The sequence below is a fragment of the Pseudomonas sp. NCIMB 10586 genome (genome assembly GCF_023127895.1).
GTDB classification, from domain to species: domain Bacteria; phylum Pseudomonadota; class Gammaproteobacteria; order Pseudomonadales; family Pseudomonadaceae; genus Aquipseudomonas; species Aquipseudomonas synxantha_A.
Window position 1 is genome coordinate 108,699 of sequence record NZ_SPKQ01000045.1, and the last position, 13,261, is coordinate 121,959.

Consider the following 13,261-nt stretch of genomic DNA (forward strand, 5'->3'; position numbering starts at 1 on the left):
CTTGCAACGCTATGCAAGGCGTCATTAAGGAAGAGGAAATTCATGTGAACAAGGTTTACTCACTGGTCTGGAACCACGCGATGAACTGCTGGAAGGTTGCTCACGAAGGGGCTCGCCGGCATTGCAAGACCGGCGCCAAATGTTCGGCCATCGGCACGCTGGCGTTGTTGGGCGCTGCACCGGCATTCGCTTTGCCGTTAGGCGGTACGGTAGTCTCCGGCAAGGGCGACATATTGGGATTCGAATCCAACTCGCAAATGTCGATCAACCAGCACAGCGACAAGTTGATTACCAACTGGACGGACTTCAGCGTTGCCGCAGGACAAAAGGTGGTATTCAACCAACCGAGCGCCACTTCCATTGCGCTCAACAGGGTAATCGGTACTAACGTCAGTAGCATCAAGGGGCAAGTGGACGCCAATGGTCGCGTGTTTCTGGTCAACCCCAACGGGATCGTGGTCGGTCAAGGCGCACAGATCAATGTCGGAAGCTTGATTGCTACCACCAAGGACATCAAAGACGCGGATTTCCTCGCTGGCAAATACACCTTCAGCGGTGTTTCCAATGCAGAAATCAGCAACAGCGGCACGATCAACGCGCAGCAGGGCGGCAGTATTGCGCTACTTGGCAACCAGGTGCGCAACGATGGCGTTATCCAGGCCCAGATGGGCCAGGTTGCGTTGGGCGCTGGGAATGATTTCACGGTCAATTTCGACGGCAACCAACTGCTCAATCTTCAGGTCACCGGTGATGCGATCAACGCCCTGGCGCAAAACGGCGGCTTGCTCAAGGCCGACGGTGGCCAGGTGCTGATGACCGGTAAAAGCGCCAATGCGATGTTGCAAACGGTGGTGAATAACCAGGGCGCCATCGAAGCCAAAACCTTGAGCGGCAAAGCTGGCCGTATCACGCTGGATGGCGGCGATGCAGGTACGGTCAAGGTCGGCGGTTCGCTGCAGGCTCACGCCCAAAATACCTATGGCAGCGGTGGCATGATCGAGGCCAAGGGCGCCACGGTCGAGACCCAACTGGGAACCCAGGTCAATACACTGGCCACCAATGGTCAGACCGGTACGTTTAAAGTCAGCGCCAAGACAGTCCAGATTCAGCCAACTGCAGCATCAGCGGGGAAGACCGCCTACTCCGACACGTTGTCGCGCAACTTGATCAGCACCAATATTGAGCTGGTCAGTACCGACGGTGATTTGAACCTGGCTGGGCCGATAGCCTGGAACAGCGCCAATGGTCTGACCTTGAGCGCGACCGGGAACGTCAACCTCGACGGTAACGTGGATGCGACCGGTAGCGGTGCGCGTGTAGCGCTCAACGCCGGTGGTGATGTGAACGTAAACAGTAAGGTTTCACTGACCGGGCTCTTCAGCGACCTCACATTGAATCACGTAGGGGATTCGGTATTAGGCACGGGCGGTCAGTTGACCTTGTCTGGCGCAGGGGCGACGTACGCCTCCAATGGTGATCGATACACCGTGATCCAGAACCTTGCGCAGTTACAGAACATCAACGCGAACCTCAACGGCCATTACGTGCTGGGTAATAACATCGTTGGCCGCGAGGCTCAATTCAAGGCGATTGGCGATAAATCCGTCTTCGGAGGTGTTTTCGATGGTTTGGGCAACACAGTGAGCAACTTGTGGGTCTCCAGCACCGGCAGTAACAGCGGGCTGTTTGCGGTCTCCTCAGGCACGATCAGCAACCTGACACTGGCGAGTGCGACTATCAATAATGGTGGGTCGCAAGCCTATGGGTTTGCAGCGATCGGAGGGCTGGTGGGGCTGAACGTCGGTACATTGTCCAACGTGACTGCCCGCAACCTCTTGGTCAACGCTGGCAGCAGCGGGGCGAACAGCGTCGGTGGGGTTGTTGGGCAAAACTACGGTGGCACAATCAAAAATGCCGTGTCCAGTGGGCGCGTGGCGGGCAACGCGTATACGCACGCCATCGGCGGTATAGCCGGTGAAAACGTTACGACCTCAGCCGGTACGGCACGGTTAGACCATGTGGTTTCAAATACCGTGGTGGGCGGCGCCATGCAGCGAGACGCCATGGGTGGCGTTGGCGGGCTGGTGGGTGCCAACCAGGGTGGCGTCATCACTGATGCCATCAGTACCGGTTCGACAAATGGCAACGGCGCCGGCGTCAATGTTGGCGGCCTGGTGGGTTTCAACTCCAGCGGTTTGCTTGAGCGCACGGAGTCATCGGGTGAGGTACGCGGCACCGGTGCCGGTAATGTGGGCGGTCTGGTAGGCTTCAGCAAAAACGGCGACATCATCCAGTCAACCTCTACCAGCAAAGTTACAGGGTCCGGCGCCATCGGTACCGGAGGCTTGGTGGGAACTAGCCAGAATAGCAGGCTCAAAGAGGTCAAGGCTGGCGGCGATGTATGGGATAGCGCTGGGGAGAATGTTGGTGGTTTGGTGGGGAATAATATTTCCGGCACCATTGATACAGCACAAGCCTTGGGCACTGTCACAGGCGGGCGCAATGCTCGGGTTGGCGGTCTGGTGGGGAACAACTATGAGGGCACCATCAGTCATTCTGTGGCTCGCGGAAAAACCAGCGGGTCGATTTCAAGTCAGGTGGGAGGCCTGATAGGGGCCAATGCTGGCGAGTTGCAATCGGTTGAAGCCAGTGGCGCGGTGGTGGGTGGGGAAAGCAGCTATGTCGGCGGCCTTGTCGGCACCCACGGCAGCAACTTCAGCAGCCATATTGAATCGGCCATGGCCAGTGGCACCGTTCAGGGGGGCGTGCGTGCAATTGTGGGCGGCTTGGTCGGTTTAAACCAGAGCTCTATCACCAACTCATCGGCAACTGGCGGGGTCAGTGGTGGCACCAATGCCACCCTGGGGGGCTTGGTCGGCATGAACGCCGGAAACGTTCGCCTGTCTGTCGCCACTGGGAAGCTCACCGTGTTATCGCCTTATTATGGCCAGACCTTTGGTGGCTTGGTCGGGGCTAACTTCGGTGATATGGCATTCAATGGCGTCTCCGGAGAGGCTGCGCTTGTGCCTTTGTATGGCATAAATTTTGGCTCCATTCGTTGATCGTTAACCTTTCCTTCTAATCCCAGACGGCCTGACGCAGGTGATGCGTCAGGCCGTCTGTTGACTCTGCGATGCCTGATATGAATTCAATACTAAATGTTCGGCGTTCAAGGTCGGCCATAGCGTGCGTCGGCATATGGCTGTTTATATATGGCGTGGCGGCTGAAGCCGGGACGTTGGTCGACAGTGTTGCGACGTCTTGCACATTCAGCAACGGTATGGGCAGGCCGTGGTCACAAGTGACACCTTTGACGAGTAATACGCCCATTGGCTCGGTGTTATGGGAGCGCGCTGTAGCGCTGAATGCCAACTACAACTTTGCCCCGGCTGCCGGCATTGCCCATGAGTTGGTTTCTATGGCCTATTGGGGACCCGGTACACCGCTGACAGACGGAATTGCCCCCACCAACATTGACGGCATTGGCCTGAAAATATATGTGAACTCATCGGACGGTCAACGTCGACCGCTGCTGCAAACGCCACTGCCGATCGCGATGGAGAAAGAGCGCGTTCAATATGATTCGTCCGCAGCGCAAACGCGTGGTTCAACGATGGTTACCAACTACATGCAACAGTTGATTCTAACGGTCGCATCCAGCCAACTTCCTGCCGGAAAACTGATCGTCGATCGCGTTGCCGGCAGTTCTCAACTCATGCTTTATGCGGTGGATCTACCCAGGGGCAAAGCTGCTTTTGGCAGTAGTGTGGAGGTACCTACAGACAACATACCGATTGGCATCTGTCGCGCGCCTTACCTGCTGATGGGGCCCGCTGCTATCAATATGGGGAATGGTGGCCCGATTGAAATTCCAAATACCTGTGACGTGCAAACCTACCAGACGATACCGGTGCAACTGGGGCGCATGAGCCTGAACGATTTTCCTCAGGTGGGTGCGACTTCAATGCCTGTGCACTTCGCCATCGAGTTGAGCCAATGCGCGGCCAACGCCAAGCCAGAGATTACATTCACTGACAAGTACGGGCCGCCTGCGGACCCCACGATACTGACTCTTGAACCCTATGTGACCAGTGCCCAGGGTTTTGGGATAGTCATGATCAATGAGTTGACGCATCAGGTGGTTCGTTATGACGGCGCTGCTTATCCGATGAAACGGGCTGGTGATGGAGCCAAAATACCGTTGAGCGCACATTACGTTCGCCAGGGGCATGATGAGACGTTGAAAGCGGGCGCCGCGAATGGAGCGGCGGAGTTTACCTTTACTTTTCCTTGATGGAATACAGCAGGTGACGGATGTCGATTCTTTAAATAACCAATACGCTTTGTTGTCTTGCTGGAATTTTCATCTGTCGAGAAGTGCATCGAGTTGTTCTTCTGCTGCCTGTAAGGAACTGATGCTGGCCAGTAATTCATCCTCACGCTGGTTTAGTGCCTGTTCGCGGATGAGTAATTGCTGCTCTCGTTGTTCGAGTTCGCGTTGAAGCTCATCGAGCTTTACATATTTGCCCAGTAATATTTCCTTGTGGTGGGTGATGCTGGCGACAAGTGATTTTATGTTCGCGTCAATCTTTGACGAAGTTGTCTGTACGTTGCATGTTGCTACCGACTCAACCGTCACACTGCTCGCCTCGCGGATTGCCAGGGGCGCGCAACTGCTCGTGTCTTTCGACTGCAGGGGCAGGGCACTGGCCTCGGACGGTGGGTCGTAATGCAAGAGATTCATGAGCCACGCGTCACTGATCTTGAGGCTGTAGTGAGTATTTACAGCGCTGCACTCAATGTCGGTGTCGGTCAGGTCCATCAATGCATAAGTATTTTCGGTTTGTCTTGGAACGGTCGCGCAGGCATCGCGCAAAACATCCTTCAGTACTTGAGCCGCCGCCGTAAGTATCTCAGGCGGGGCATCGCACATGCGCAGCGTTTGGTCCTCGCCTTCAAGATACGTCAGGTAAATCTTCACCAGTTCGTCGCCCGATTTTTCATTGAGGCTATAAACCAGAAACTGTCGATGGAGACCGGTGGCGGTGAAACCGCACAGGACCACGGCGTTGAGCAATTGACCATGGGCATCGGGTATTTCAAGCGTTCGCAATAACATGAGCAATCCGGCTCCGTGAGGCTGAAGGGGGTAGCGGTGAGGTGAGCAGAATAGCCAGCTGGACCTAATAGCGTTGTCAGATAAATCCTACTCGCCAATGGACAGTTCGATTCGCGCCAAGGAACAATCGGATTCACCGCTGATGAGGTTTCAGGATCCGTACCCTATCGATAAGGTGCGTCGCGAAACGAAGCGTGCACTCTCAGACGCTTCGCCGCGTCTGAGCAGGTAACTGGGAAACCATGATCGATATAACGCATTTGACCAAACGTTTCGGCAAAGCCCTGGCAGTAAACGATGTGTCTTTCAAGGCCACCTCGGGTGAGGTGCTGGGGATGCTCGGCCCCAACGGCGCGGGAAAGTCCACCACCCTGCGTATGCTCACCGGGTTCATGTCGCCCACCTCAGGCACCGCCAACTTTTTCGGTTTTGATATACGCCGTCAGACGCGCCACGCTCAACGTCTGATCGGCTACGTTCCTGAAACAGCGGCTTGCTATAACGAAATGTCCGTCGCGAGTTTTTTAGGTTTTATTGCTCAAGTGCGCGGCTTGCGTGGGCGCGAAAAGACGGCGCGGATCACGTCCATGCTTGAGCAATTCGAGCTGATGGAAGTACGTGGCCAGACCATCGATACCCTGTCCAAGGGGTTCCAGCGCCGCGTCGGATTGGCGCAAGCGATCCTGCATGATCCCAAGATACTGATCCTCGATGAGCCCACCGATGGTCTGGACCCGAATCAGAAGTACCGCGTGCGCGAGCAAATCAAGGAGTTGGCCCGCGACAAAATCGTCATCATTTCTACCCACATCCTCGAAGAGGTCACCGCATTGTGCAGCCGCGTGCTGGTTATGGATAAAGGTCGGCTGTTGGTCGACAGCACCCCGCTGGAATTGGAAAGTCGTTCGCGCTATCACCAGGCAGTGACGTTGTACGCCACCCGGCCTCTCGATGTAATGACACTTGGCATGCTGCCAGGCGTTTCAGGCATAGAGGTGGGGCCTGAACCCTATAGCGTGCGGGTGCTGGCACGCGCTGGAGCGGTGATATTACCGGCTATCAATTCGCTGATTGTGAGTCGCGGCTGGGATGTGCCACGCCAGGAAGTCGAGCGAGGCTCTCTGGGGGAGGTCTTCCGGCTGCTGACCCGGGAGCAACAACCATGAGGACGTTCTGGCCGGTGTTCAAGCGCGAACTGTGCAGTTATTTCCTCACTCCCGTCGCGTATGTGTTTACCCTCTTGCTACTGCTGCTCAGCGGTATCAGCACTTTTTACCTGGGCGACTTCTACCAGCGTAACCAGGCCGACCTGGCACCGTTCTTCGACTATCTGCCGTGGCTATATGCGTTGCTGCTGCCGACCCTTGCCATGCGCATGTGGTCCATCGAGCGGCAGAGCGGATCAATCGAGTTGTTGATGTGCCTGGCCGTGGGTACGGCTGAGGCGGTTGTGGCCAAGTTCCTCGCTGCCTGGGCGGTCAGCGGGTTGGCGCTGGCGTTGACGTTTCCACTGGTGATTACAGTCAACTACCTGGGGGCGCCAGACAACGGCGTCATCCTTTGTGGCTATCTGGCCAGTTGGTTGCTGGCTGGCAGTTGCCTGGCCATTGGCGGGTGCCTGTCGGCACTGACCAAGAACTCACTGATTGCCTTCCTTACCGCAATGGCGCTATGTCTGGCATTCATGGCCTGTGGCTTCCCGGTGGTATTGGATGTCTTGCGTGGTTGGTCAAGTTTGCCCTGGCTCGATGGCGTGGCTTCGTTGAGTTTCCTCACACATTTCGAGGGACTATGCCGAGGTGTGATCGACCCACAGGACGTGTTGTACTTTTTCAGCCAGATCATAGGCTGGCTCGCCGCTACCGTGATTGCGGTTGAATTGAAAAAGGCAGTGTGACGCCATGTCATTCAAATCGATGACACGTACCTGCTTGCGCCTCGTGGTTATTATCGCTGGGTTCGTGGCGGTCAACTTCGAGTTGGCGCCACGTTTGGCGTCGATGCGGTTGGACCTTACCGAGCAGCAGCTTTACACCCTGAGCCCGGGGTCGCGCCAGATCATTCAAGCCGTGGTGGAGCCCACCGACCTGTACTTCTACTTTTCCAGCCAGACCGCCAGGGACCTTACGGTCATGCGCAGTTACGCGGTGCGCATCCAGGCACTGCTGCGTGAATATGAGCGTGTGTCAAATGGCCGACTACGGGTGCACATGATTGACCCTGCGCCGTTTTCAGCAGACGAAGCCCGCGCAGTCGAACTTGGCCTGCAACCTGCCGCTATCGGCAAGGCGGGTGCTGCGGTTTTCTTTGGGTTGGCCATCGTTGACGCCCAGGCGCACCACGCCAGCATTGGGTTCTTTGCGCTTGAACAACAAACGTTCCTTGAGTACGACATCAGCCGCACATTGCAGAAGTTGACTCGGCCTGCGCGGCCCGTGATTGGCCTGTTGTCTTCGTTGCCGTTGGCAGGTGGCTTCGATGTGCAGACGGGGCGAACGCGACAGCCTTGGCGGATCATGCAGGAGATCGACAATGCGTTTGAAGTGCGCGAAGTAGCGTCCGATGTCGACGCCATCGACAGTGCACTCAATGTCCTGATGCTCGTGCATCCCAAGCGCTTACCTATGGCGACACTGCGCGCTATTGATCAGTTTGTGCTGCGCGGCGGGCGTTTGCTGGTGTTCGTCGACCCCTATAGTGAGCAGGATCGCGGCGATTATTATTTTGGGATACCCAGCAAAGACAAGTCTTCCGACCTCGCGCTTTTGTTCAAGGCGTGGGGCATCAAGCTTCTACCTGATCGCATGTTGGGCGACGGCCGCTACGGTCAGTTTGTGGCAATGGCCCAAGGCGCAGAGCCGGTCTGGCAACCGACCGCCCTGGGGCTGTCACCCTCTGCGATGAATGAAAAGGATGTGATTACTGCTGGTATTGGCAGCCTTAACCTCACAACCGCCGGTATCTTGAGCGCCGTGCCGGGTGCAACAACTACTCTGACACCGCTGCTGCACAGTTCGGAGCAGGCCATGCCCTACAAGACGGCGCTTCTGAATCATCTGGAAAGCCCCGACGCGCTGTCCAAGAGCTTCAAGGCTACAGGCGAGCGTTATCTGATTGCGGTACGCCTGCAGGGGGCGGCACGCTCGGCTTTTCTGGACTCTCCCGAAGCGCTTACCGAGGCGCAGAATATCAACGTCGTGGTGGTGGCAGACACAGACGTATTGAGCGACAACCTGTGGGCGGATGTGCAGCAGCAAGGGGATCGTGCAGTCACGGTGCCATGGGCTGACAATGCGGTGCTGGTGCTCAATGCGCTGGACAGCCTGTTCGGGTCGGATGCCTTGATCAGCTTACGCTCACGGGGACATTACAGCCGAACGTTCACTGTGGTCGAACAGTTGCAGCAGCAAGCCCGCGAGCGTTATCGCAGCATGAGCGTTGAGCTGCAGGGAAAGCTCGATGAAGCTGAAAAACATCTCGCGCCTTTGGCCGCAGAGCAGGGGCGAGATATGCCTCTGACGGCGGAACAGCAAACCGCCCTTGCACAATTTAACGCTGAAAAAGCGGGCGTTGAAATGCAGATGCGCCTTGTAGCACGAGAACTGACCCTTCAGGTTGAGCATCTAGGCCTGCTGCTCAAGGCGCTCAACATCCTGGCAATCCCATTGCTGCTTTCACTGATCTGCTTTTGCATATTCTTATGGCGCGGGCGATCGTGATGAAGGCAGGACGATTACTAAGCTTTTCTGGAGCATTGGCTATTAACCGGTTCACGGCATCCCCTTAAGCTGGATTCACTGAGTTTCAACCAGCAATAGAAAGGAAGTGAACATGAAAAGGTTGCACAAGAAAGTCGCGCTGGTGACCGGCGCTTCCAAGGGCATTGGCGCGGCCATTGCCAAACAATTGGCCCAGGATGGCGCCACCGTCATCGTTAACTACGCCAACAGCCGCGAGGACGCTGACCGGGTGGTTGAACATATCCTGCAAACCGGCGCCAGGGCACATGCAGTGCAGGCCGATGTCTCCAACAGCGCCGACCTCAAGGCGCTGTTCAAGACCATTGTGCATGAGCATGGTCACCTCGATATTTTGGTCAACAATGCCGGTGTCTACTCGACCAGCGCCTTGGCCGACATTACTGAGGCGGAGTTTCATCGCCAGTTCAACCTCAACGTCCTGGGACTGATCCAGTGTACCCAGGCAGCAGTTGAAGTGTTCAACCCTAAGGGCGGCAGCATCGTCAACATCAGCTCCAGCGTCACCTCGTTCACACCGGCCAATTCGGCGGTGTACACCGCCTCCAAGGCTGCGGTTGACGCCATCACCCGTACCCTGGCCAATGAATTGGGGCCCAGAAATATCCGTGTCAACTCAGTGAATCCCGGACTGGTTGTCACCGAGGGTGTGCACGCCAGTGGCTTTTTCGAAGAGGCGTTCCGGCAAAAAATTGAAGCTATTACACCGCTGGGGCGCATCGGTCAGCCCGAGGATATTGCACCCGCCGTCGCCTTCCTGGCGTCGTCGGATGCAGGCTGGATCACCGGTGAAACCCTGATAATCGGCGGCGGCCTGCACTAAACCTGGGCGGCGTGCTCGCGCACATAGTGGCGGGGCGACTGCAACATGACGCGCTTGAATGCCGTGCTGAATGCGCTTTCGGACTCATAACCCAATGAGAACGCGATGGTGGACACCGAGTCATCGGAGTTCTTCAACCGATCACTGGCCAGCAACATGCGCCAGTACGTCAGATACTCCATGGGTGCTGCGCCGACCACCTGTTTGAAGCGCAGCGCGAAGGCCGAGCGCGACATGGTTGCCAGTTGCGCCAGTTCCTGGACGCTCCAGCGATGGGCCGGGTCGGCGTGCATCGCGCTAAGGGCAACACTGAGGTTGCGGTCGGCCAGGCCGTAAAACCAGCCGATGCCGCTGCTTTCCAGGGTCGCCAAGTGAGTGCGCAAAACTTCGACCAGCATCAGGTGCGCCAAGTGTTCGTTCATCAGCGAGCGGCCTGGGCGCTTCTGCTGCAGCTCCGAGGTGAAGCGCTCAAGAGCCCAGCGTAGGAGCGATGCCTGGGGCTCATTGGCCTGCACGTGAACCAGCGAGGGCAGGCTGCTGAGCAGTAACTGGGTAGGCACGCCGCTGAAGTCAAAGCGGCCACCGACCAACTGCGTGTCATTGCCGCCGTAATGCAAGGCCAGTTCGTCCGCCGCGAGGGTTTGAAAGTGACCGTCGGAGTTCATCACCGGCTGGGACATATCACTGTAGAGCGAAAAAGGCATGCCACGGGTCATCAGGAAACAATCACCCTGGTGCAGGCGCTGCGGCTGCTGTTCGCCATCCACTTGCAACCAGCAACTGCCCTTGACCACCGCGGTGAACTTGATGCCCTCACGTTCAGGGAAAGTGAAGGCCCAATCACCGCCCAAGGAGAGCGTGGCTGAGTGGTAATTACGGATTCTCAGCAAGGAAAGAACGTCGGACAGAGGATCCATATATCACCTGGGTGGACGGAAAATAAAGTAATCGGGATTTTATAACAGAGCTCATCCAGATTTCACGTTTAAATATGAGGTACACCATGCAAATCAATTTCGATAAGTCTTATGGCCCACTGATAAATGGGGTGTTTGAAACTGACGATAAAGCGCGCTCTTTTGCTGCGGTCGACCCTGCCACGGGCAGGCACTTAGCCTACATCCGCTATTGTGACGCCAAGGATGTCGATCGCGCTGTAAAGGCTGCGCATGCAGCGTTTCCCGCCTGGCGTGCCCTGGGTCAGCAAATGCGCGCGCGCCTGATGAACCTGCTGGCTGACGAGATCGAAGAGCACAGCGAACGCCTGGCCATGATCGATGCCCATGACGTGGGGCGCTGCATCAGCGAAGTACGCAAGGATTACCTGACCGCCGTCCGACACTATCGCTATTTCGCCTCGGTGATCATGGCTCATGAAGACACTGGTCGGGAAATCGACGGTGGTTACGCCATCGCCAAGCGTGAGCCTTTGGGCGTATGCGGGCAGATCATTCCCTGGAACGCGCCGGCGATCATGGCCGCGTTCAAGCTCGCACCGGCACTGGTCGCCGGTAATACCGTCGTGCTCAAGCCTGATGAAAATGCTTCGTTGTCGACGCTGGAGTTGGGCAAGCTGATCCAGAAGATCTTTCCCGCCGGTGTGGTGAACATGGTCACTGGGCGGGGTGACATCGTCGGTGCAGCGTTGAGCGAGCATCCTTTGATCAGGAAGCTATCGTTCACCGGCAGTACCGAAGTCGGCCGTACGGTAGCAGGTGTCGCAGCCCGACGTCTTGTGCCCTCAACACTCGAACTGGGTGGCAAGAGCGCCAATATCGTGTTTCCGGACATCGACGACATCGATGCGGTGGTCGACAACACCACCTTCGCCGCCATTCATAACAATGGGCAGTCGTGCCTGGCGGGCACGCGTTTGTTCGTGCATGCATCGATTGCCGAACAGTTTCAGGAAAAACTGATAGCCGCGTTCAAGCGCGTGAGAGTCGGATCACCCTTGGCTGAAGAATCACGGGTCAGTTGCTTGGTCAATGCGCAACAAGGTGAGCGCGTGTTGAGCTACATCATCATGGGCCTGGAGGAGGGCGCCAAACTGCTCGCAGGTGGTGGTCGAGCATCGGTTCCAGGTTGCGAGCACGGTTACTTCATACAACCAACGTTATTACTGGCACGTAACGATATGAGCATCTGTCAGGAAGAGATTTTTGGCCCGGTGCTTTCGCTGATCGTGTGGGACGACTATGAAACGATGATCGCCCAGGCCAATGGAACTGAATACGGTTTGGCCGCCGGGATCTACACAAGCAACCTGCAGCACGCTATGGAGACCGCTGCGCGGCTGGAGGCAGGGTCGGTGTGGATCAATCGCTACTCGAACATTACCGATGGGACGGCGTTTGGCGGGTATAAAAACAGTGGTATAGGCCGTGAGTTTTGTCGGGAGACGCTGAATGCTTATACACAGATAAAAACCATCACGATGCAGGCGCGTGCACCGCTGAGCTGGTTTACAGGCGTGTAGATAAACGGGGGCCGCGTGCAGTCAGATGGTGCGCGCGGACCCGATAGCATGATTTTACCGATTATCTTTGGTTCGATTGGTTGGAAGATGTGTTCAGTAGAGAGAGGGCACAAACAGCGTCTGACGCCAAGAAAGCTTTCTGGTCAACTATACTGTTGTAGGAATTATCCTGCCTGCGCAAAGGATATATCTATGGTGGCATAGAGATTCTTGCGGTTTGCGCTGCGAATAAGTTGAGTATGATTGCCGCCTCTTGCTAGCGTCCTCGGCGACGGCGCCTCAACAGCAGGTTGCCGAGTGTTCGCAATAACTTATGCGTTTCTCGGTACGTCATGCCGCAAAACGCAGATTGCTTCGAATACTTTGGGTTGCGATTAGCTGCTCAGTTGTTCCCTTGCATAGACTATACCGTCATCGCTACTCAAATCGAACTTCAGGAATAATTAATCATGGGCACCATAGTCATCGTCGACGACCACCCCCTGATGCGCATGGCTGTGCGCGTGATGCTCGAGCAGGAAGGGCATTCGATTGTCGCCGAGGTCGACAACGGTGTAGATGCGGTAGAAGCCATCCGCAAACTGCTCCCGGACATGATCGTTCTTGACTTGAGCATCCCGAGAATGGACGGCCTGTCAGTCATTGCGCACCTCAAAGCTATCGGTATTTCTACCCGAGTGCTGATCCTTACCTCCGGCGACACTCGAAACTTCGCTATGCGTTCGTTGCAGGCTGGTGCAGCGGGTTTTGTCTGCAAGGATGACAACCTGGACGAACTGGTCGGTGCGGTGAAGGCCGTGTTGTCGGGTTACAGCTATTTTCCGGCCAACACCATTCACCAGTTACGCGACAATACCCAGGCCGCCAGCGAGGAAAGCCTGCTGATTGCACAATTGTCCGATCGTGAGATCACCGTGTTGAAGCTGCTGGCTCGCGGCATGGGCAATCAGGCCATCGCCGATGAGTTGATGATCAATCACAAGACTGTGAGCACGTACAAAATTCGACTTCAACGCAAGCTGAGTGTAGAAAACCTGATTGCTCTGGGTGAGCTGGCCAAGCGCAATGGCTTGGCGTAGTCG

The 13,261-nt window shown here is 56.4% G+C and carries 10 protein-coding genes; 8 read left to right on the forward strand and 2 right to left on the reverse strand.

Annotation, left to right across the window (positions count from 1 at the left end):
* The first annotated feature begins 44 nt into the window (after positions 1-44).
* Both E4P01_RS20475 and E4P01_RS20480 read left to right on the forward strand, forming a co-directional pair.
* Positions 45-3,062 carry a filamentous hemagglutinin N-terminal domain-containing protein gene (locus E4P01_RS20475; protein WP_216091359.1) on the forward strand — a complete coding sequence of 1,006 codons (3,018 nt, stop codon included), beginning with the start codon at positions 45-47 and terminating at the stop codon, positions 3,060-3,062.
* A 239-nt stretch (positions 3,063-3,301) separates the two neighbouring features.
* On the forward strand, positions 3,302-4,294 hold the full coding sequence (locus E4P01_RS20480) for a fimbrial protein (RefSeq protein ID WP_248130121.1): 993 nt from the start codon (positions 3,302-3,304) through the stop codon (positions 4,292-4,294).
* Between the two features lie 69 nt (positions 4,295-4,363).
* Here E4P01_RS20480 and E4P01_RS20485 read toward each other — a convergent pair whose 3' ends face one another.
* Positions 4,364-5,119, reverse strand: a complete 756-nt coding sequence (locus tag E4P01_RS20485) for a hypothetical protein (RefSeq protein WP_216091360.1) — start codon at positions 5,117-5,119, stop codon at positions 4,364-4,366.
* A gap of 242 nt (positions 5,120-5,361) precedes the next feature.
* Between E4P01_RS20485 and E4P01_RS20490 the strand changes: the two genes are divergently transcribed.
* The 4 genes from E4P01_RS20490 (at position 5,362) to E4P01_RS20505 (ending at position 9,700) form a co-directional block, all read left to right on the forward strand.
* Entirely contained in the window at positions 5,362-6,285 is a 924-nt protein-coding gene (locus E4P01_RS20490; protein WP_216091361.1) for an ABC transporter ATP-binding protein, read from the forward strand.
* Positions 6,282-7,016, forward strand: a complete 735-nt coding sequence (locus tag E4P01_RS20495; protein WP_216091362.1) for an ABC transporter permease subunit — start codon at positions 6,282-6,284, stop codon at positions 7,014-7,016. The genes E4P01_RS20490 and E4P01_RS20495 overlap by 4 nt, the downstream gene beginning before the upstream one ends.
* 103 nt (positions 7,017-7,119) lie before the next feature.
* Positions 7,120-8,838 (forward strand): Gldg family protein, encoded by a 1,719-nt coding sequence (locus E4P01_RS20500; RefSeq protein WP_248130134.1) that lies wholly within the window; start codon positions 7,120-7,122, stop codon positions 8,836-8,838.
* Positions 8,839-8,950: 112 nt separating this feature from the next.
* Positions 8,951-9,700 carry a glucose 1-dehydrogenase gene (locus tag E4P01_RS20505; RefSeq protein ID WP_216091364.1) on the forward strand — a complete coding sequence of 250 codons (750 nt, stop codon included), beginning with the start codon at positions 8,951-8,953 and terminating at the stop codon, positions 9,698-9,700.
* Here the strand turns inward: E4P01_RS20505 and E4P01_RS20510 are convergent.
* Positions 9,697-10,617, reverse strand: coding sequence for an AraC family transcriptional regulator (locus tag E4P01_RS20510; protein WP_138450855.1), 921 nt, complete (start codon positions 10,615-10,617; stop codon positions 9,697-9,699). The two genes, E4P01_RS20505 and E4P01_RS20510, sit on opposite strands and share 4 nt — an antisense overlap.
* 86 nt (positions 10,618-10,703) lie before the next feature.
* Here E4P01_RS20510 and E4P01_RS20515 point away from each other — a divergent pair, with 86 nt between their 5' ends.
* Entirely contained in the window at positions 10,704-12,179 is a 1,476-nt protein-coding gene (locus E4P01_RS20515; protein ID WP_138450857.1) for an aldehyde dehydrogenase family protein, read from the forward strand.
* A 449-nt stretch (positions 12,180-12,628) separates the two neighbouring features.
* On the forward strand, positions 12,629-13,258 hold the full coding sequence (locus E4P01_RS20520; protein ID WP_186354667.1) for a response regulator transcription factor: 630 nt from the start codon (positions 12,629-12,631) through the stop codon (positions 13,256-13,258).
* Positions 13,259-13,261: the final 3 nt, after the last annotated feature.

Bases quoted from the DNA above. Each gene is read 5' to 3' on its own strand.
- E4P01_RS20490 (WP_216091361.1), top strand. From the start codon at position 5,362: ATGATCGATATAACGCATTTGACCAAACGTTTCGGCAAAGCCCTGGCA.
- E4P01_RS20515 (WP_138450857.1), top strand. From the start codon at position 10,704: ATGCAAATCAATTTCGATAAGTCTTATGGCCCACTGATAAATGGGGTG.
- E4P01_RS20495 (WP_216091362.1), top strand. From the start codon at position 6,282: ATGAGGACGTTCTGGCCGGTGTTCAAGCGCGAACTGTGCAGTTATTTC.
- E4P01_RS20520 (WP_186354667.1), top strand. From the start codon at position 12,629: ATGGGCACCATAGTCATCGTCGACGACCACCCCCTGATGCGCATGGCT.
- E4P01_RS20485 (WP_216091360.1), bottom strand. From the start codon at position 5,119: ATGTTATTGCGAACGCTTGAAATACCCGATGCCCATGGTCAATTGCTC.
- E4P01_RS20500 (WP_248130134.1), top strand. From the start codon at position 7,120: ATGCGGTTGGACCTTACCGAGCAGCAGCTTTACACCCTGAGCCCGGGG.
- E4P01_RS20505 (WP_216091364.1), top strand. From the start codon at position 8,951: ATGAAAAGGTTGCACAAGAAAGTCGCGCTGGTGACCGGCGCTTCCAAG.
- E4P01_RS20510 (WP_138450855.1), bottom strand. From the start codon at position 10,617: ATGGATCCTCTGTCCGACGTTCTTTCCTTGCTGAGAATCCGTAATTAC.